This window comes from Streptomyces sp. JL2001 (genome assembly GCF_050917515.1).
GTDB lineage: Bacteria > Actinomycetota > Actinomycetes > Streptomycetales > Streptomycetaceae > Streptomyces.
Window position 1 is genome coordinate 5110222 of the sequence record NZ_CP169421.1, and the last position, 19639, is coordinate 5129860.

Below are 19639 nucleotides of genomic sequence, written 5' to 3' on the forward strand. Positions count from 1 at the left end.
CCGGACCACGGGCGACCCGATTTCGCGTGCAATGTCTCCGGGGTCCCCCTGCACGAGGTCCGATCGGGTGGATAGGGTCCAGCCCAATGGGACGTCGCACGGGTGTCGATTCGTACTCGGCCCGGCTGCGCAAGAGCGCACACCGGGTCCGCATCGCGCTGCGCAAGTCCGGCGTCGACTACTTCCGCGGCGACGGCTCCGACTGGGTCGCGCTGGCCGGACTCCTCCTCACCGTCCCCGCGATCACCTGGGGCACCCTCGCCAACCCGGTGTGGTGCGCACCGGCCGCCCTCGTCCTGCCGATCGTGGCGGGCGGACTGCTCCTGCGGCCCGCCAGCCTCCTCGGTCTGTACGCGGCCTCCGCCGGCGCCCTCATCGTCGAGTCCCTCGTCCTCGGCCCCTACCTGGAGGGCCCTGCCCGGGTCACCCCGGGCACGGTCCTCGTGGTGGCCGCGTGCGGACTCTTCGGACTGCTCATCGCCCAGTTCCGGGCCCGGGTCGGCGTGCCCTGGCGGCGCGGCGGCACCATGCTCTTCGACCTGCGCGAACGCATCCGGGTCCAGAGCGCCCTGCCCCGGCTCCCCCAGGGCTGGCACCGCGAGATGGCCCTGCGCCCGGCCGGCGGCCAGTCCTTCTCCGGCGACTTCGTCGTGGCGGCCCGCACCCACGGCGGCCGGACCCTCGAGGTGCTCCTCACCGACGTCTCCGGCAAGGGCATGGACGCCGGCTCCCGCGCGCTGCTGCTCTCCGGCGCCTTCGGCGGACTGCTCGGCTCGCTGCCCCCGCACGGCTTCCTGCCCGCCGCCAACGGCTACCTCCTGCGCCAGGACTGGGACGAGGGCTTCGCCACCTCCATCCACCTCGTCCTCGACCTGGAGTCGGGGGACTACGAGCTGCTGTCCGCCGGTCACCTCCCCGCCCTCCAGCTGCACGCCGGCAGCGGACGCTGGGAGGAGAAGGCCGCCGAGGGCCCCCTCCTCGGCGTCTACGACGGCGCCGAGTTCCACCCCGTCAAGGGCTCCCTGCGGCCGGGCGACGTCCTGATGCTCTTCACCGACGGACTCGTCGAGGCCGCGGACCGCGACATCGCCGAGGGCATCGACCGGCTCACCGGCGAGGCCGACCGCTACGTCGCCTCCGGCTTCGAGGGCGCGGCCTGGCACCTCATCGAGGCCTGCGCCAAGGACGTGAACGACGACCGCGCCCTGCTGCTCATCAGCCGCCAGGCGTGACACAGGGGGTGGGGGTCAAACCCCCGTGACACAGAGGGTGGGGCCGGTCACCGCGCTGCCGGCCCGGGCGGCGCTCCGCGCCCGCTGACGTGCCGGCCCCCGGCCCGTAGAGTCGGCGCATGCCGTACCTGACCCTCGCCGAGATCGAGCGCCTCGCCCGCGACGCCCACCAGGGGCAGACCGACAAGGCGGGGCGCCCGTACGCCGAACACCTCCAGGCGGTCGCCGAGGGGGTCCGGGTGCGCGGCGGCAGCGACGAGCAGATCGCGGCGGCCTGGCTGCACGACTCCGTCGAGGACGACGCGCTCTCCGCCGGCCGGCTCGCGGCCCTCGCCCTGCCGCGCACGGTCAAGGACATGGTCCTCGCGCTCAGCAAGCGCCCCGGCGAGGAGACGGAGGACTACACCCGGCGGATCCTGGACACCCCCGGCGCGCTGCTGGTGAAGGAGGCCGATCTCGCGCACAACGCCGATCCGGCCCGGCTCGCCGTCCTCGACGAGCCCACCCGGATCCGGCTGACGGCCAAGTACGCCCGGGTGCGCGCCCTGCTCGGACTGACCGCGGGCTGACGGCCCGGCTGCCCGGCCGGGCCACGGGTCAGGACTCGCGCCGGAAGGCCCACGCGAGGCGGGGCTCGGTCACCCCGCGCATCGCCCGCCGTACCGGCGGGGTGCACAGGAGGGTCACCGCCGCCGCGGCGCCCAGCGTCACCAGGACCTCGCCGGCGGGCGAGCGCAGCCACGGGTACAGCTCCGGCAGCCGGGCGTACGCGAAGCCCTTCACCAGGAAGCCGTGCAGGAGGTAGCCGCAGAGCGTTCCTCCGCCCAGCACGGTGAACCAGGTCCGCCGGCGGGGCACCCAGGCCAGGAACGCCGCCGTCAGCAGCAGCGCACAGCCGAACAGCAGCAGGGTCATCACCGGGCCGGTCCAGCCGGCCGCGCCCATCTCCTGGGCGCTGTCCGCCCGGTAGAACCAGCCGTTCTTCATGCGGGGCGCCGCCCAGTAGGCGACGACGAGCGCCACGAGCACCACCACCGGCGCGAGCACGCGCACGGCCTTCCGGCGCAGCAGCTCGATGTGTTCGCGGCGCAGCACCAGACCGAGCACGAAGAAGGGCAGGAACTGCAGAACCCGCTGGAGGTCCAGGTCGCCGCCGATGCCCGGGGTGAGGGAGGCGAGCGCCGCGACCGTGAGGGCCACCGCCACCGGGTGGCGCAGCGTGAGCCACAGCGGGGCCGACAGCCGCCAGACGAACAGGGCCAGCAGGAACCACGTCAGATAGAAGGGGTCGGTCAGGCTGAGCGGCTGGTCCGGTTCGCCCCCGGCCCACCGCAGGTAGAGCGAGTAGGCGGTCTCGAAGACGAGATAGGGGACCAGCACCCCGGTCACCAGACGCCGGAGCTGATCGGGCCGGGCGGTGAAGCTCTTCGAGAAGTAGCCCGAGACCAGGATGAAGGCCGGCATGTGGAAGGTGTACACGATCATGTACAGCGCCTGGGTGGCGCGGCTGCCGCCCAGCAGCGGCTCCCAGGCGTGGCCCACGGCGACGAGCACGATCGCGAGGTACTTCACGTTGTCGAAGTACGCCTCGCGTCGCGCGGCCGGGGGCGGGCCGGAGCCGATCGGTCCGGGCGTCCGCTCGTGAGGGGATCGGACACGTTCGGACACGCCGTGGGGGGAGGACATCTGCCGCACCCTAACGGCGTGAAATCGCAGACGTAAAGCCCTCTTCGGCTCTGTCCCGTCCTGTCGGACACGCGGCGACAACACCCGCTATGGACCGATTAATCCGGCTTAAAGAGGGCGCTGCCCGATGATCTCGGTCACCCTGTCCGCTCCTGCGTATTTGCTGTGGAGAAGGAGTGTGACCCGTGCGTCGATCCCGGCGGGATCCGGTGGGTTGGCTCGAATCCGACCGCGACGATTGCTCACCCGGCGTTCAGGGGGCGGCAGTTGGTGGCACGATGGATACAGCGGGGGTGTTCTGTGACGTGCGCTCCCGGGCGGCAAGGTGGGACCGACCGAGGGTGTGATCAGTTGTGGCCATTTCACTGTCTGTGGTGCTGCTGTTGGCGATCATCCTGGTGGTGCTGATCCGCGGCGGGAACCTGAAGGCCGGACCGGCCGTCGTCGCGGTGCTCTTCGGCTTCTTCCTTGCCTCCACGGGCATGGCCGACGACATCCAGCGCTTCCTCGACTCGATAACGCAGACCGTCAGCTCCATCAAGTTCTGAGCCGGCCGTTCCCGGCCGGCTGCTGCCCGCCGGCCCTCAGGCCGACTTCGAGGCGGCCCGCTTCGTCTTCCTCGCCCCGCCGGCGGCCTTCGGCGCGGGCCTCGCGGCCGTGCTCTTCCGGCTGCGCGCCGGCTTCGCGACGGCCTGCTCCCCGGACTCGGCCTCGGGAGCCTTGGGGGCCGCCTTGCGCGGCCGTCGCGTCGGCCATTTGAACTCGATCTCCAGCTCGATCTCGCCGTCGCCGACCTCGAACTCCACCTCGCTGCGGAGCTCCTCGGGGATCCGCATGCTCAGCGTCCCGGAGCCCAGTTCCAGCTCGGCCTCCCCGCCCTGCCGCAGCGCCTCGGCCAGCGCCGAGAGCTGATCGGCCGCCTCCAGACGGGACAACGAGCGCTTCTGCTCGAACTTCAGGTCCTTCATGACTGCCTCCGATGCGGCGGAGAGGGGGAGGAGGGAAAGCAGACGAGGAAAGTGGAGAGAGGGACTGAGTTCATTCTGCGGGCGCCCGCCGGACCCGGCATCCCGCGCGATGCATCCGCGCGCCCCCCGATGCCCGCAGGCGCCCCGGAAACGCCTCAGGGCCGGTCCGGAGAGTGATCTCCGGACCGGCCCTGAGCAGTGGAGCGGGCGACGGGAATCGAACCCGCGTAGCTAGTTTGGAAGACTAGGGCTCTACCATTGAGCTACGCCCGCACAGATCGCGCCGCAGGTCACGAGGGCCGCGGCACGGACAGCATCGTAGCGGGTCCCGGGCGGTCCCCGCACGCCCCTTGAAACGGTGGCGTCGCACTGTCTCCGTCCATGTACCCTACGTGTCGCACCGACGGGGTGTGGCGCAGCTTGGTAGCGCGTCCGCTTTGGGAGCGGAAGGCCGTGGGTTCAAATCCCGCCACCCCGACCATCACGATCGGCGAGCGTCACCACGCACTCAGCGGCGGACGGCGGCGGGCGGGACCGGATCCGCCCGCATGATCGCGTTGTGGGCGTCATCCCGCTTGCGGTTACTATGCAAGCTGCGTGCCCGTGTGTCTCTCTGACCGGGCCGATCGGCCGGAACCGCCACCAAGCGGCATCGGCAGAATCCAAGAATCAGCCACCAAGGAGACCGAACCGTGAAGAGCGCCGTGGAGACCCTGAACCCGACTCGGGTTCGGCTCACTGTCGAGGTGCCCTTCGAGGAGCTCAAGGACAGCCTCGACGCGGCGTACAAGAAGATCAACCAGCAGGTCACGGTCAAGGGCTTCCGTAAGGGCAAGATCCCGGCTCGTGTGATCGACCAGCGGTTCGGCCGTGGTGCGGTGCTGGAGGAGGCCGTCAACGACGCGCTCCCGAAGTTCTACACCGAGGCCGTCAACGAGGCCGAGGTCAACCCGCTGGGTCAGCCCGAGGTCGACATCACGGAGCTGAAGGACGGCGAGCTGCTGGCCTTCACCGCCGAGGTCGACATCCGTCCGGTCCTCGAGATCCCGGACTACTCGGGCATCGAGGTCACCGTCGACGCCGTCGAGGTCACCGACGAGGACGTCGAGAAGTCCGTGGAGCAGCTGCGCGAGCGCTTCGCCTCCACCAACCCCGTCGAGCGCGCCGCGGCCGAGGGTGACGTCGTCACCATCGACCTCGAGGCCAAGGTCGACGGCGAGGTCCTGCCCGACGGTGTCGCCGAGGGTGTCTCGTACACCATCGGTTCCGGCGAGCTCCTCGACGGCATCGACGAGGCCGTCACCGGCCTGGAGGCCGGCGGCGACGCCACCTTCACCTCGCAGCTGAAGGGCGGCTCCGCCGAGGGCAAGGACGCGGAGGTCTCCGTCAAGGTCACCGCCGTCGCCGCCCGCGAGCTCCCCGAGCTGGACGACGAGTTCGCGCAGATGGCGTCGGAGTTCGACACCCTCGACGAGCTCAAGGCCGACAGCCGCAAGCGCCTCGAGAACATGAAGCAGTTCGACCAGGCCACCCAGGCCCAGGAGCGCGTCCTCGACGAGCTCCTCAAGCTGGTCGAGGTCCCGATGCCCGAGAAGCTTCTCGAGGACGAGATCAACACCCGCAAGCACAACCTGGAGCACCACCAGCTCGGCCAGATGGGCCTGACCCTCGAGAAGTACCTGGAGATCCAGGGCAAGACCGAGGACGAGTTCCTGGCGGAGACCAAGGAGCAGGCCGAGAAGGGCATCAAGACGCAGTTCATCCTCGATGAGCTCGTCAACAAGGAGAAGCTGAACGTCAGCCAGGAGGAGCTCACCGAGCACCTCATGCGCCGCGCCGCCTCCTCCGGCATGAGCCCCGACCAGTTCGCCCAGGCCGTCGTCGAGGGTGGCCAGGTGCCGATGCTCGTCGGCGAGGTCGCCCGCGGAAAGGCCCTCGCGGTCGTCGTCGAGGCCGCCAAGGTCGTCGACACCAACGGTGAGACCGTCGACCTCGAGGACGACGAGGACGAGACCGCCGCCGAGACGGTCGAGGCCGTCACCGGCGAGACCGAGGTCGCCGAGGAGAAGAACGAGGCCTGAGCCTCGCGCTGAACCGCTCCACGGGCTCGGACGCACTGCGGTGCGCCCGGGCCCGTGGACGTATGCGCAGGACCCCCAACTACCTTGCGCTCCCAGCGAACAGTTCGGGAAGCGGGATGGCGTTGTCCTACCTGCGCGTTAGGGTCCATGAATACGAGGGCAGGGTCGTACCCCGTCCCCAGTACGAGAGACGCTGAGACGGCCGGAGCCGTCAGAGACGAGCAGGTGGATACGTGACGAATCTGATGCCTTACGCCGCGGGTGAGCCGTCCATCGGTGGTGGCCTCGGCGACCATGTCTACAACCGGCTGCTCGGCGAGCGCATCGTCTTCCTCGGCCAGCAGGTCGACGACGAGATCGCCAACAAGATCACGGCGCAGATGCTCCTCCTGGCAGCAGACCCGGAGAAGGACATCTTCCTGTACATCAACAGCCCCGGTGGCTCGGTGACGGCCGGCATGGCCATCTACGACACCATGCAGTACATCCCCAACGACGTCGTCACGATCGGTATGGGCATGGCGGCCTCGATGGGCCAGTTCCTGCTCACCGGCGGCACCGCCGGCAAGCGCTTCGCGCTGCCGAACACCGACGTCCTGATGCACCAGGGCTCCGCCGGCATCGGCGGCACCGCCTCGGACATCAAGATCCAGGCCGAGTACCTCCTTCGCACGAAGAAGCGCATGGCCGAGATCACCGCGCACCACTCCGGCCAGACCGTCGAGACGATCATCCGTGACGGCGACCGCGACCGCTGGTTCACCGCGGACGAGGCCAAGGCGTACGGCCTCATCGACGACATCATCACCCACGCCGCGGGCGTTCCCGGCGGCGGCGGCACGGGCGCCTGAGCCCGGCAGTCCGCTGAAGAGCCCCAGCCCACCGAACGCCACCAGGATGGTGAACACCCCAATGACCCCCAACTTCTCCGCGAGCGGCCTCTACACCGGCGCTCAGGTGGACAACCGGTACGTCGTCCCGCGCTTCGTGGAGCGCACCTCCCAGGGCATCCGCGAGTACGACCCGTACGCGAAGCTCTTCGAGGAGCGCGTGATCTTCCTCGGCGTGCAGATCGACGACGCGTCCGCCAACGACGTCATGGCACAGCTCCTCTGCCTGGAGTCGATGGACCCGGACCGCGACATCTCGATCTACATCAACAGCCCCGGTGGCTCCTTCACCGCGCTGACGGCGATCTACGACACGATGCAGTTCGTGAAGCCGGACATCCAGACGGTCTGCATGGGCCAGGCGGCCTCCGCCGCGGCCGTGCTGCTCGCCGCCGGCACCCCCGGCAAGCGGATGGCCCTGCCGAACGCCCGTGTGCTGATCCACCAGCCGTCCGGCGGCACCGGCCGTGAGCAGCTCTCCGACCTGGAGATCGCGGCCAAGGAGATCCTGCGCATGCGTACCCAGCTCGAGGACATGCTGGCCAAGCACTCCTCGACGCCGATCGAGAAGATCCGCGACGACATCGAGCGCGACAAGATCCTGACCGCCGAGGACGCCCTCGCGTACGGCCTTGTCGACCAGATCGTCTCGACCCGCAAGAGCACGGCCGCCTCGGCAGCCTGACCCTCGGCCTCCCCCCTGACACGGGCACGCGGACCGTTCCCGTTCATGTGAACCGTGTCAAGGGGGGCCCGAACGGGGGGTCCGGCAAGGTACCGTCGAATATGAGGCACCAGGAGTGCTGAACCAAGCACTCCCAGGCGAAGGGGAAGCACCTCGTGGCACGCATCGGTGATGGCGGCGACCTGCTCAAGTGCTCGTTCTGCGGAAAGAGCCAGAAGCAGGTGAAGAAGCTCATCGCGGGGCCCGGTGTGTACATCTGCGATGAGTGCATCGACCTCTGCAACGAGATCATCGAGGAAGAACTCGCCGAGACGAGCGAGGTGCGGTGGGAGGAGCTCCCCAAGCCCCGCGAGATCTACGAGTTCCTCGAGGGGTACGTCGTCGGGCAGGAGCCCGCGAAGAAGGCCCTCTCGGTCGCGGTGTACAACCACTACAAGCGCGTCCAGGCCGGCGAGAACGGCGGAGCGCAGGGCCGTGACGACGCCATCGAGCTGGCGAAGTCCAACATCCTCCTGCTGGGCCCCACCGGGTCCGGCAAGACGCTGCTCGCGCAGACCCTGGCCCGGATGCTCAACGTCCCGTTCGCCATCGCCGACGCGACGGCGCTCACGGAGGCCGGCTACGTCGGCGAGGACGTCGAGAACATCCTGCTCAAGCTGATCCAGGCGGCCGACTACGACGTCAAGAAGGCCGAGACCGGGATCATCTACATCGACGAGATCGACAAGGTCGCTCGGAAGAGTGAAAACCCGTCGATCACCCGTGATGTGAGCGGCGAGGGCGTCCAGCAGGCCCTCCTCAAGATCCTGGAGGGCACCACGGCCTCCGTGCCGCCGCAGGGCGGCCGCAAGCACCCGCACCAGGAGTTCATCCAGATCGACACGACGAACGTGCTCTTCATCGTGGGCGGCGCCTTCGCCGGCCTGGAGAAGATCATCGAGTCGCGTGCGGGCGCCAAGGGCATCGGCTTCGGGGCGACCATCCGCTCCAAGCGCGAGATCGAGGCGAGCGACCAGTTCCAGGAGGTCATGCCGGAGGACCTGGTGAAGTTCGGGATGATCCCGGAGTTCATCGGCCGTCTGCCCGTGCTGACGTCGGTGCACAACCTGGACCGCGAGGCGCTGCTGCAGATCCTCGTCGAGCCGCGCAACGCGCTGGTGAAGCAGTACCAGCGGCTCTTCGAACTGGACGGCGTGGAGCTGGACTTCGACCGCCCCGCCCTGGAGGCCATCGCCGACCAGGCGATCCTGCGCGGCACGGGCGCGCGTGGCCTGCGGGCCATCATGGAAGAGGTCCTGATGTCGGTGATGTACGAGGTCCCGTCCCGCAAGGACGTGGCCCGCGTGGTCATCACGGCGGACGTCGTGCACAACAACGTGAACCCGACGCTGGTGCCGCGGATCGTGAAGAACGACGGGCGCCACGAGAAGTCGGCGTAGCAGGTCACCACACAGGGGCGCCCGGCCGGTTGACGACAACCGGCCGGGCGCCCCTGTGTCGTGCGTCAGGCCTTGACGCGGACTTCCTTGCGGAGCTTGGCCGAGATGGTGGCCGCCTCCTCGGGCGAACCGGCCTTGCCCGCGGCGACGGAGGCCATGTCCATCGGGGTCACGAAGCCCACCGTGCTGTGGTCGGCCCACACGCAGAAGGTCATGGTGAACGCCGGCGCGGACGTGGCGGCGTCGGCCTTGGTCTTGGCCTGCTGGCACTTGAGGATCGCGCCGTCGAGTTCCGCCGGCTCGTACTCCTTCGGGCTGCCGAGCAGTTCGGGCTCGTCGGCCTTCCCCTTGTCCTTGTCGGCCTCCGTCTTGATGCTGGCGAAGACGCTGTCGACGACCTTCTCGGGGTCGTCGATCTCCCCGTACAGGCCGTTGAAGGAGATCATCTTGGTGCCGAGCGGGTTGGCCGGGTCCTTCACCTGATAGAGCGCGCTGACGTTCTTGGCGTTCTTGACGCCGTTCTGCTGCGCGTCCTTGAGGGAGTCCTTGTCACCCGCACCGTCGCTGCCCGGCGCCTTCTTGTACTCGCCGAGCACCGTCTCCGGTGTGACCAGCTTGTGCGGGCCGTCGTCGGCCACCGACGAACCGCCGCCCCCGGCGGTGAAGTACCACGCACCACCGGCGATCAGCGCGAGCGCGACGACGGCACCGCCGATGATCAGGCCGGTCTTCTTCTTCGGGGCACCCGGCGGGGGCGGCGGGTAGCCGCCCGGGGCCTGGCCGTACGGAGGCTGCTGAGGGGGCTGGCCGTAAGGGCCGGGCTGCTGCTGGGGGTACCCGTACGGCTGCTGCTGCGGCGGCACGCCCTGCGGCGCCTGCTGCGGGTAGCCGTAGCCGGGCTGGGGCTGACCGTGCGGCGGCTGCGGGGGCTGCTGACCGTACGGGCCCGGCTGGCCGTACGGCCCGGGCTGCTGAGGCTGGCCGCCGTACGGGCCCGGCTGGTTGTAACTCATGGACAGGTTCCCCTCACAGGATGTTTATGCGTAACGAACATCCTGTCGGAACCGTGTCGCCACCGGGGCGGCGGGGGTCACACCGTTACGGAACAATCGCGTTTCAGGACCACCCGGTGACACCCCTAAACTGGGCCCGTGACCGACAACACTCAGCAGCAGCCAGCAGCCAACCCCGAACTGCCGACCCAGTACGCGCCGGCCGAAGTAGAGGGGAAGCTGTACGAGCGCTGGGTAGAGCGTGGTTACTTCGAGGCCGACGCGAACAGCGACAAGCCTCCGTACACCATCGTCATTCCGCCGCCGAACGTCACGGGCTCGCTGCACCTGGGGCACGCCTTCGAGCACACGCTGATCGACGCCCTCACCCGCCGCAAGCGGATGCAGGGTTACGAGACGCTGTGGCAGCCGGGCATGGACCACGCCGGCATCGCCACCCAGAACGTCGTCGAGCGCGAGCTCGCCAAGGAGGGCAAGTCCCGCCACGATCTGGGCCGCGAGGCGTTCGTCGAGCGTGTCTGGCAGTGGAAGGCCGAGTCCGGTGGGCAGATCTCCGGCCAGATGCGCCGCCTCGGTGACGGCGTCGACTGGTCGCGTGAGCGCTTCACCATGGACGAGGGCCTGTCCCAGGCCGTCCAGACCATCTTCAAGAAGCTCTACGACGACGAGCTGATCTACCGCGCCGAGCGCATCATCAACTGGTGCCCGCGCTGTCTGACGGCCATCTCCGACATCGAGGTCGAGTACCAGGACGACGACGGTGAGCTCGTCTCGATCCGGTACGGCTCCGGGGACACGGAGATCGTCGTCGCGACGACCCGCGCCGAGACGATGCTGGGTGACACGGCCGTCGCCGTCCACCCCGAGGACGAGCGCTACCAGCACCTCGTCGGCACCGAGATCGAACTCCCGCTCACCGGCCGCCGGATCCCGGTCGTCGCCGACGAGCACGTCGACCCCGAGTTCGGCACCGGCGCCGTCAAGGTGACGCCGGCGCACGACCCGAACGACTTCGAGATCGGCCAGCGGCACAACCTGCCGAACCTCGCCGTCATGGACGAGCGCGCGGTCATCACCGCCCACGGCCCCTTCCAGGGCCTGGACCGGCTGGAGGCCCGCTCGGCCATCGTCGCCGCGCTGCGCGCCGAGGGCCGGATCGTCGCCGAGAAGCGTCCGTACGTCCACTCCGTCGGCCACTGCTCGCGCTGCAAGACCACCATCGAACCGCGCCTGTCGATGCAGTGGTGGGTCAAGGTCGGCCCGCTCGCCCAGGCCGCCGGTGACGCGGTCCGTGACGGCAAGGTCAAGATCCACCCGCAGGAGATGGAGAAGCGGTACTTCGACTGGGTCGACAACCTGCACGACTGGTGCATCTCGCGCCAGCTCTGGTGGGGTCACCGCATCCCCGTCTGGTACGGCCCGAACGGCGAGATCGTCTGCGTCGGACCGGACGACGAGGTTCCCACGGGCGAGGGCTGGCACCAGGACACCGATGTCCTCGACACCTGGTTCTCCTCCGGCCTGTGGCCGTTCTCCACACTGGGCTGGCCCGAGCAGACCGACAGCCTGGCGAAGTTCTACCCGAACTCCGTCCTGGTCACCGGCTACGACATCCTCTTCTTCTGGGTCGCCCGGATGATGATGTTCGGCCTCTACGCGATGGACGGGACCCCGCCGTTCCACACCATCGCCCTGCACGGCATGGTCCGCGACCAGTTCGGCAAGAAGATGTCGAAGTCCTTCGGCAACGCGGTCAACCCGCTGGACTGGATGGACACCTACGGCTCCGACGCCGTCCGCTTCACCCTGGCCCGCGGGGCCAACCCCGGTGTCGACGTCCCGATCGGCGAGGACTGGGTCCAGGCGTCCCGGAACTTCGCCAACAAGATCTGGAACGCCACGCGCTTCGCGCTGATGAACGGCGCCACGGTCGAGGGTCCGCTGCCGGACCCGTCGCAGATGTCCGCCACGGACCGCTGGATCCTCTCCCGTCTCAACAAGACGGTCGCCGAGGTCGACGCGTTCTACGACGACTACCAGTTCTCGAAGCTGTCGGACTCCCTGTACCACTTCGCGTGGGACGAGGTCTTCGACTGGTTCGTCGAGCTGTCGAAGACGACCTTCTTCGCCGGCGGCGAGCAGGCCAAGGTCTCCGGCCGCGTCCTGGGCGAGGTCCTGGACGTCACGCTGCGGCTGCTCCACCCGGTCGTCCCGTTCGTCACCGAGACGCTCTGGACGACCCTGACGGGTCAGGAGTCGGTCGTCATCGCCGACTGGCCCCAGGACTCCGGCTTCCGCGACGACGCCGCCGAGGCCGAGATCGAGCTCGTCCAGCGCGTGGTCACCGAGGTCCGCCGGTTCCGTTCGGACCAGGGTCTGCAGCCCGGTCAGAAGGTCCCGGCCCGCCTGGAGCTGGACGGCACCGCGCTCGCCCCGCACGAGGCCGCCATCCGGCAGCTGCTCCGCCTCCAGCCGGAGGGCGAGGGCTTCTCCGCCACCGCCTCCCTGCCGGTCGCCGGGGCGACCGTCGCGCTCGACCTGTCCGGCACCATCGACGTCGCGGCGGAGCGCAAGCGCCTCGCCAAGGACCTCGCGGCGGCCGAGAAGGAGAAGGCGCAGGCCAACGGCAAGCTCGGCAACGAGGCGTTCCTGGCGAAGGCGCCGGACAACGTGGTCGAGAAGATCCGGACGCGCCTCGCCAAGGCGGACGAGGACATCGCCCGGATCCAGACGCAGCTGGACCGGCTGCCGCAGGCCTGACGGCCGGCGCGGACGCCTGAGCGGATCGATCGACGCGGGCCCGGAACCCTCTGGTTCCGGGCCCGCCCGTCTGTCCGAAGTGCCGGACATCACGCCACTTGTGACCAAGGTCCGTCCCTCCGGGTCCAAGGACCTTGGATGATGGAGGGCATGTTCCGCTTTTCCGCCGCCCACGCGCTGCGCCATCGCGTGGACCGGTGGGCGGGCTCACCGCGCGCCCTCGACGTCGTCACCGCGCTGAGCGCCTTCGCGCTGATGTCCCTCGACGTGCCGGGCCTCGCGCGCGCCGACAACTCGCTGACGGGTGTGACCGCCTCCCTGGTCCTGGCGGCCGGGGCCGGAACGCTGGTGCTGCGGCGCCGGCTGCCCTGGGTGCCGTACCTCGTGGCGCTCGTCCTGATGGGCTGGCTCCACGAGGTCACGATGGTCCAGTTCGCGCTCTACTCGCTCGGCCGCTTCCGCGGCCGACGGGTCGCGATCACCGCGACCGCGCTCTACGTGCTCGCGGCCTACGGGCTCTTCCTCACCCCCGGCTGGCCCGCCCGGCACGGCGACACGCTGAGCGACTTCCTGAGCCTCGTCGTCCCGATCGGCGTCCTGGCGGCGGGCGTCGGCATCGCCGCCTACCGCCAGGACCTGGTGCGCGCCCTGGAGGCCCAGCGCTCCGAGGCCGCCGCCCGGCAGGCGGTGCAGGAGGAGCGGATCTCGGTCGGGCGGGACGTGCACGACCTGGTCGGCCGGGAGCTGACGGTGCTCGCGGTGCGGGCCGAGGTGCTGTCCGTGCGCGCCCGGGGAGAGGCCCACCAGAAGGACTTCGAGGAGCTCGCCGACACCGCGCGGCGGGCGCACCACATGCTCAACGAGACCGTCGTCCGGCGCGCGGACGGGGCGGCGCAGACCCCCGGCCTGGACGGCCTCGCCGTGCTCGCCGAGGAGAGCGAGCGGATGGGCGGCCCGGTCGACCTGACCGTCACCGAGGAGGCGAAGGCGCTGTCCCCGCTCCGGCAGACGGCCGTGCACCGGGTCGTCCAGGAGTGTCTGACCAACGCCGCCAAGCACGCCCCCGGGCTGCCGGTGGCCGTCTCGATCACGGTCGCCGGACCCGATCTGCGCATCGAGGTCGCCAACCCGCTGCCCCGGACGCCGCCGGACCGCGCCCCGGTCTCGACCGGCACCGGCCTGTTCTCGATGGAGGAACGGGTCACCAGCATGGGCGGCACGCTCACGGCCGGCCCGGACGGCGACACCTACCGGGTGACCGCCCTGCTGCCGACGGGCTTCCGCCGGGACAGGACCTAAGGGCTCGTCTTGCCGATCCTGCCCGGACGGTTCGGCGGGCGGTGGACCGAAAGTCCCGAAAGGGGTGGGTCCATGGTCCCGCCGGTACCCCTCCGTAGACTGGGCGCGTGAGTGAGCCCCGCGACCAGTTCGACGAGTCCGACCCCTTCGACGAGATCGTCGACGCCGAGACCGACCGTGACCCCGACCTGGCGGTGATCGAGGCCGGCAGCCGCACGCTGCGCGCGCAGTCCGGTCCGCCCCAGGGCGACCCCGTGCCCGCCCGGCCCGCCGACCCGGAGGTGGACCGGGCACTGCGTGACGTCGAGACCGATCTGGCGACGCGCTGGGGCGAGACGAAGCTGGAGCCGTCGGTCCGCCGGATCGCCGCGCTGATGGACGTGCTGGGCGAGCCGCAGCGCGCGTACCCCTCGATCCACATCACCGGCACCAACGGCAAGACGTCCACGGCGCGGATGATCGAGGCCCTGCTCGGCGCCTTCGACCTGCGCACCGGCCGCTACACCTCGCCGCACGTGCAGACGATCACCGAGCGGATCAGCCTGGACGGCGCGCCGATCTCCGCCGAGCGGTTCATCGAGACGTACCAGGACATCAAGCCGTACGTGGAGATGGTGGACGCGCGCGAGGAGTTCCGGCTCTCCTTCTTCGAGGTCATCACCGCGATGGCCTACGCGGCGTTCGCGGACGCCCCGGTGGACGTGGCGGTCGTCGAGGTCGGCATGGGCGGCACCTGGGACGCCACGAACGTCATCGACGGCTCGGTCGCCGTCGTCACCCCCATCGACCTGGACCACACCGACCGGCTCGGCAACACGCCCGGCGAGATCGCGGGCGAGAAGTCCGGGATCGTGAAGCAGGGCGCGACCGTGGTCCTGGCGCAGCAGCCGGTGGACGCGGCGCAGGTCATGCTGAAGAAGGCCGTCGAGGTGGACGCGACGGTGGCGCGCGAGGGCATGGAGTTCGGCGTCGTCCGGCGCGAGATCGCGGTCGGCGGCCAGCTGCTGACCCTGCGCGGCCTCGGCGGCGAGTACGAGGAGATCTTCCTGCCGCTCTACGGCGCGCACCAGGCGCACAACGCCGCGGTGGCGCTCGCGGCGGTCGAGGCGTTCTTCGGCGTCGGCGCGAACCAGGCCCGGATCCTGGACATCGACACGGTCCGCCGGGCCTTCGGCTCGGTCTTCTCGCCGGGCCGCCTGGAGGTCGTGCGCAGCTCCCCGACGGTCATCCTGGACGCGGCGCACAACCCGGCCGGCGCACGGGCGACGGCGGACGGCATCGCCGAGTCGTTCGGGTTCTCCCGGCTCATCGGCGTGGTGAGCACCAGCTCCGACAAGGACGCCAGGGGACTCCTGGAGGCCTTCGAGCCGATCTTCGCGGAGATCGTGATCACGGCGAACTCCAGCCCGCGCGCCACCGACGTCGACGCGCTCGCCGCGCTCGCCGTGGAGGTCTTCGGCGACGAGCGGGTGGTCGTCGAGCCGCGGCTGGACGACGCGATCGAGGCGGCGATCACGCTCGCCGAGGAAGAGGACGAGTACGCCGGGGCCGGTGTGCTGGTGACCGGTTCGATCTTCACGGTCGGGGATGCCCGGCTGCTGCTGGGAAGGCGCTGAATCCGATGCGTACGCTCTGTGCCTCGACCCTGATCGGCGAGGTCTTCGTGATCGGCTTCGCCGGTCTGGTCGCCATGAAGGACGACAGCCTGTCGATGGCGGCGGTCTGGTCGGTCTGCGGTGTCGCGATGCTGCTGTCGGTCCTGCTGTGCGGGATGATCACCCGCCCGGGCGGCCTCCAGCTCGGCTGGGTCCTGCAGATCGCCCTGATCGCGAGCGGCGTCGTGGTGCCGGTGATGTTCTTCCTGGGCGCCGTCTTCGCGGTGCTGTGGTGGGCGTCCATCCACTACGGCCGCAAGATCGACGAGGCGAAGGCCCGCTGGGCCGCCCAGGCGGAGGCGGCGGACGCCGCGGACGCCGCCGCCTCGGCGTCCTAGGAGCGTCTCCCGAGGGCCTGACGCTGCGTAATCGCGCGCCGGGTCCGCCCTGTAGCCTCTGAGGTCCCCGCACACTGCATTACGAAGGAGTCCCCACCGTGAGCCAGCGCAGCCTCGTCCTGCTCAAGCCCGACGCCGTCCGCCGTGGCCTGGTCGGCGAGATCATCGGCCGCATCGAGCGGAAGGCCGGCTGGACCCTGGCCGCTCTGGAACTGCGCGAGCTGGACCAGGAGACGCTGGAGCAGCACTACGGCGAGCACAAGGGCAAGCCCTTCTACGAGCCGCTGATGGGCTTCATGCAGTCCGGCCCGGTCGTCGCCCTGGTCGTCGAGGGCGAGCGCGTCATCGAGGGGCTGCGGGCCCTCGCCGGCCCGACGGACCCGATCGCCGCCGCGCCCGGCTCCATCCGCGGGGACTACGGCACCATCGTCCGCGAGAACCTGATCCACGCCTCGGACTCCGAGGAGTCCGCCATTCGGGAGCTGAAGATCTTCTTCCCGGGTCTCGTCTGACCCGTTCACTGACTCGACGTCAGCCGAACACCGCAACGACCTGGGGCGACCGAAGGAATTTCGGTCGCCCCCGGGCATATGAACGGCACAATCGGGAACGCATCGCAGCGTCCTACCGTCACCTCAAACAGAGGTGGACCGCCGCGCGGGATCCGTGGGGGCGGCACTACGATGGAAAACTCCAGCCGCAGTACCCACTCACCCACCATCTCGCCGACCTGAGAAGCCGTCAACGCTCCGATAGGGAAGGCCCGACGCATCCTCATGGGAAACAAGGGGAACTCAATGTCGTTCATCGGCCGTGACATGGCTGTCGACCTCGGGACCGCCAACACGCTGGTGTACGTCAGGGGTCGAGGCATCGTTCTGAACGAGCCGTCCGTCGTCGCGATCAACACCAACACCGGTGGCATCCTCGCCGTCGGTGCCGAGGCGAAGAAGATGATCGGGCGGACGCCCGGCAACATCGTCGCGGTCCGGCCTCTGAAGGACGGCGTGATCGCCGACTTCGAGATCACCGAGCGGATGCTCCGCTACTTCATCCTCAAGATCCACAAGCGTCGCTACCTGGCCCGCCCCCGGGTCGTCGTCTGTGTGCCCTCGGGCATCACGGGAGTCGAGCGCCGCGCCGTCATCGAGGCCTCGACGCAGGCCGGCGCCCGCCAGGTGCACATCATCGAGGAGCCCATGGCCGCGGCCATCGGCTCGGGCCTGCCGGTGCACGAGGCGACCGGCAACATGGTCGTCGACATCGGCGGCGGCACCACCGAGGTGGCCGTCATCTCGCTCGGCGGAATCGTCACGGCACAGTCGATCCGGGTCGCCGGCGACGAGCTGGACAACGCGATCATCCAGCACATCAAGAAGGAGTACTCGCTGCTCCTCGGTGAGCGCACCGCCGAGCAGATCAAGATCACCATCGGCTCGGCCTACGACCTCGACAAGGACGAGCACACCGAGATCCGGGGTCGCGACCTCGTCTCCGGTCTGCCCAAGACCGTGGTCATCTCCGCCGCCGAGGTCCGCAAGGCCATCGAGGAGCCGGTCAACGCCATCGTCGACGCCGTGAAGACGACGCTCGACAAGTGCCCGCCCGAGCTCTCCGGTGACGTGATGGACCGCGGCATCGTTCTCACGGGTGGCGGCGCCCTGCTGCGTGGCCTCGACGAGCGACTCCGCCGGGAGACCGGCATGCCGATCCACATCGCCGAGGACCCGCTGGACTCGGTGGCGCTCGGCGCGGGCAAGTGCGTGGAGGAGTTCGAAGCCCTCCAGCAGGTCCTGGACGCACAGCCCCGCCGATAACGGACCGATGACGATCCGCTGCACGGGTGGCAAGGTCCCCCGGGCGGCGGATCGTTGATATAACGGCATGATTCGGACAGAACAACCGAACCAAGAGGAAAGGCACGGCCGCCGCACGTGAGGGACACACGAGAGAGCCGGCTGCTCCTGGTGCTGCTGATCGCCATCGCGTTCGCACTGATCACGGTGGACATCCGCGGCGGCGAGGAGTCACCGGTGGACGGTGCCCGGCAAGCCGCCGCCACGGTCTTCGGGCCGGTGGAGAACGGCGTCGCGGCGGCCGTGGACCCGATCGGCAACGCCATAGGGGCAGTACGCGACTCCGGAGAGCGCCACACCCGGATCGCCGCCCTGGAACGCGAGAACGCCGCCCTCAAGGCCAAGCTCGGCAGCGACGACCGCAACCGCAGCCGGATCCGCGAACTCGACACCATGCTGAAGACGGCCGGCGCCGGACAGTACGGGATCAAGGCGGCAGAGGTCATCGCCATAGGAGCGGCCCAGGGCTTCTCCTGGACCGTCACCATCGACGCCGGCGCCAACGACGGCATCACCCGCGACATGACCGTGCTCAACGGCTCCGGCCTCGTCGGCCGCGTCACGACCGTCGGCCCCTCCACCTCGACCGTCCTCCTCGCCAACGACCCCGACTTCACCGTCGGCACCCGCATGGAGAAGACGGACGAGCTCGGCTTCGCCACCGGCCAGGGGGACCGCCCGCTGCTCGTCCAGCTGCTCAACGGCAAGGCCAAGGTGAAGGCCGGCGACCGGCTCGTCACCTTCGGCTCGCAGGCCGACAAGCCCTTCGTGCCCGGCGTCCCGGTCGGCGAGGTCGTCCGCGTCGACCCGGCCGGCGGCGGCCTGACCCGCAACATCTACGTCCGCCCGTACGTCGGCTTCACCAAGCTGGACATCGTCGGCATCGTGGTCCAGGCCCCGCGCACCGACCCCCGCGACACGGTCCTGCCGGCCAAGCCCAAGCCCGCGCCGACCGTCACCGTCACGGTCAGCCCGCCACCACCGGACGGGCAGCAGCCGGGACAGCCGCAGACCCAGGGCAGGACCCAGGGCACCGCACAGGACGAAGAGGACGGAGTGACGCCGTGAAGTTCAACCGCATCCTTCTCTCCGTCACACTCGTCGTGGTCGCCCTGGTCGTCCAGGTCTCCGTCCTCGCCCGCCTCCAGCTCCCGGGCGCCGTCCCCGACCTCGTCCTGCTGACCGTCGTCGGTCTCGCACTCGTGTACGGGCCGGTCAGCGGCTCGCTCATCGGCTTCGGCGCCGGCCTCCTCGCGGACCTCGCCCCGCCCGCCGACCACGCCGCCGGCCGCTACGCCCTGGTCCTCTGCGTCATCGGCTACCTCGCCGGACTGGCCCGCCCCGACAACGGCCGGCTCAAGTCCGCCACCGGCCCGATGGCCGTGGTCGTCGCCGCCGCGATCGGCTCCACCCTGCTCTACGCGGGCGTCGGCGCCCTCGTCGGCGACACCGCCGCCCGCCATGTCGGCCTCGGTTCGCTGCTGTTCACCGCGGCCGTCTACGACCTCCTCCTCGCGCCCTTCACCGTGCCGCTGATCATGGCCCTGGCCCGGCGCGCGGAGAACGACCCGCTCGCCGAGTCCGGCGGCGGCGGCGCCGACGTCGCCTCCGGCTGGCTCTCCTCGGGGACCGGCCTGCGGATCGGCAGCCAGCGCAGCGGCCTGCGCGTGAAGGCCGCCCGCAGCAGAGCCTCACGCGCCGGACGCATCAAGGGAGTCAAGCGACTGTGACCGAGGG

18 protein-coding genes and 2 tRNA genes are annotated in these 19639 nt (G+C 69.9%); 16 read left to right on the forward strand and 4 right to left on the reverse strand.

All coding sequences use genetic code 11. The annotated features are described in order from the left end of the window. The first annotated feature begins 86 nt into the window (after positions 1-86). Positions 87-1232: a PP2C family protein-serine/threonine phosphatase gene (locus tag ACE1OA_RS22745; RefSeq protein ID WP_356598808.1), complete on the forward strand. Its 1146-nt coding sequence runs from the start codon at positions 87-89 to the stop codon at positions 1230-1232. A gap of 119 nt (positions 1233-1351) precedes the next feature. Continuing rightward, complete coding sequence (locus tag ACE1OA_RS22750; protein WP_356598806.1) at positions 1352-1801, forward strand: HD domain-containing protein; 450 nt, start codon at positions 1352-1354, stop codon at positions 1799-1801. 28 nt (positions 1802-1829) lie between these two features. Here ACE1OA_RS22750 and ACE1OA_RS22755 read toward each other — a convergent pair whose 3' ends face one another. Beyond that, positions 1830-2918 (reverse strand): acyltransferase family protein, encoded by a 1089-nt coding sequence (locus ACE1OA_RS22755; RefSeq protein ID WP_356598804.1) that lies wholly within the window; start codon positions 2916-2918, stop codon positions 1830-1832. A 353-nt stretch (positions 2919-3271) separates the two neighbouring features. Between ACE1OA_RS22755 and ACE1OA_RS22760 the strand changes: the two genes are divergently transcribed. Continuing rightward, a complete protein-coding gene (locus ACE1OA_RS22760) occupies positions 3272-3466 on the forward strand; it encodes a hypothetical protein (RefSeq protein ID WP_147978023.1) in 195 nt (64 codons plus the stop codon). A gap of 36 nt (positions 3467-3502) precedes the next feature. Here the strand turns inward: ACE1OA_RS22760 and ACE1OA_RS22765 are convergent, their stop codons facing one another. Both ACE1OA_RS22765 and ACE1OA_RS22770 read right to left on the reverse strand, forming a co-directional pair. Further along, positions 3503-3886: an amphi-Trp domain-containing protein gene (locus tag ACE1OA_RS22765; RefSeq protein ID WP_356598802.1), complete on the reverse strand. Its 384-nt coding sequence runs from the start codon at positions 3884-3886 to the stop codon at positions 3503-3505. 199 nt (positions 3887-4085) lie between these two features. After that, positions 4086-4159, reverse strand: a tRNA-Gly gene (locus ACE1OA_RS22770). Positions 4160-4290: 131 nt separating this feature from the next. On the opposite strand from ACE1OA_RS22770, the gene ACE1OA_RS22775 reads away from it, so the two are divergent. The 5 genes from ACE1OA_RS22775 (at position 4291) to clpX (ending at position 8981) form a co-directional block, all read left to right on the forward strand. Next, a tRNA-Pro gene (locus ACE1OA_RS22775) sits at positions 4291-4367 on the forward strand. Positions 4368-4578: 211 nt separating this feature from the next. Beyond that, positions 4579-5967 carry a trigger factor gene (gene tig, locus ACE1OA_RS22780; protein ID WP_356598800.1) on the forward strand — a complete coding sequence of 463 codons (1389 nt, stop codon included), beginning with the start codon at positions 4579-4581 and terminating at the stop codon, positions 5965-5967. Between the two features lie 233 nt (positions 5968-6200). Continuing rightward, a complete protein-coding gene (locus ACE1OA_RS22785) occupies positions 6201-6818 on the forward strand; it encodes an ATP-dependent Clp protease proteolytic subunit (RefSeq protein WP_356598798.1) in 618 nt (205 codons plus the stop codon). A gap of 46 nt (positions 6819-6864) precedes the next feature. Beyond that, entirely contained in the window at positions 6865-7542 is a 678-nt protein-coding gene (locus ACE1OA_RS22790) for an ATP-dependent Clp protease proteolytic subunit (RefSeq protein WP_356598796.1), read from the forward strand. A 155-nt stretch (positions 7543-7697) separates the two neighbouring features. After that, the gene (gene clpX, locus ACE1OA_RS22795) at positions 7698-8981 is read left to right on the forward strand and encodes an ATP-dependent Clp protease ATP-binding subunit ClpX (protein ID WP_147978018.1); all 1284 of its coding nucleotides are present in this window, start codon (positions 7698-7700) and stop codon (positions 8979-8981) included. Between the two features lie 65 nt (positions 8982-9046). Here the strand turns inward: clpX and ACE1OA_RS22800 are convergent, their stop codons facing one another. Then, positions 9047-9994, reverse strand: coding sequence for a hypothetical protein (locus ACE1OA_RS22800; protein ID WP_356598794.1), 948 nt, complete (start codon positions 9992-9994; stop codon positions 9047-9049). 138 nt (positions 9995-10132) lie between these two features. Here ACE1OA_RS22800 and ACE1OA_RS22805 point away from each other — a divergent pair, with 138 nt between their 5' ends. From ACE1OA_RS22805 to mreD, 8 genes are all read left to right on the forward strand, one after another. Next, the gene (locus tag ACE1OA_RS22805) at positions 10133-12754 is read left to right on the forward strand and encodes a valine--tRNA ligase (protein ID WP_384866615.1); all 2622 of its coding nucleotides are present in this window, start codon (positions 10133-10135) and stop codon (positions 12752-12754) included. Between the two features lie 150 nt (positions 12755-12904). Next, the gene (locus ACE1OA_RS22810; RefSeq protein ID WP_361310916.1) at positions 12905-14053 is read left to right on the forward strand and encodes a sensor histidine kinase; all 1149 of its coding nucleotides are present in this window, start codon (positions 12905-12907) and stop codon (positions 14051-14053) included. A 107-nt stretch (positions 14054-14160) separates the two neighbouring features. Next, complete coding sequence (folC, locus tag ACE1OA_RS22815) at positions 14161-15669, forward strand: bifunctional tetrahydrofolate synthase/dihydrofolate synthase (RefSeq protein WP_432753287.1); 1509 nt, start codon at positions 14161-14163, stop codon at positions 15667-15669. Positions 15670-15674: 5 nt separating this feature from the next. After that, positions 15675-16046 carry a DUF4233 domain-containing protein gene (locus ACE1OA_RS22820; RefSeq protein ID WP_432753288.1) on the forward strand — a complete coding sequence of 124 codons (372 nt, stop codon included), beginning with the start codon at positions 15675-15677 and terminating at the stop codon, positions 16044-16046. A gap of 98 nt (positions 16047-16144) precedes the next feature. Continuing rightward, on the forward strand, positions 16145-16558 hold the full coding sequence (ndk, locus tag ACE1OA_RS22825) for a nucleoside-diphosphate kinase (RefSeq protein WP_356598784.1): 414 nt from the start codon (positions 16145-16147) through the stop codon (positions 16556-16558). Positions 16559-16843: 285 nt separating this feature from the next. Further along, positions 16844-17863 carry a rod shape-determining protein gene (locus ACE1OA_RS22830; protein ID WP_125753625.1) on the forward strand — a complete coding sequence of 340 codons (1020 nt, stop codon included), beginning with the start codon at positions 16844-16846 and terminating at the stop codon, positions 17861-17863. Between the two features lie 117 nt (positions 17864-17980). After that, complete coding sequence (mreC, locus tag ACE1OA_RS22835; protein ID WP_356598782.1) at positions 17981-18970, forward strand: rod shape-determining protein MreC; 990 nt, start codon at positions 17981-17983, stop codon at positions 18968-18970. Beyond that, positions 18967-19632: a rod shape-determining protein MreD gene (mreD, locus tag ACE1OA_RS22840; RefSeq protein ID WP_356598780.1), complete on the forward strand. Its 666-nt coding sequence runs from the start codon at positions 18967-18969 to the stop codon at positions 19630-19632. The genes mreC and mreD overlap by 4 nt, the downstream gene beginning before the upstream one ends. Positions 19633-19639 lie beyond the last annotated feature (7 nt).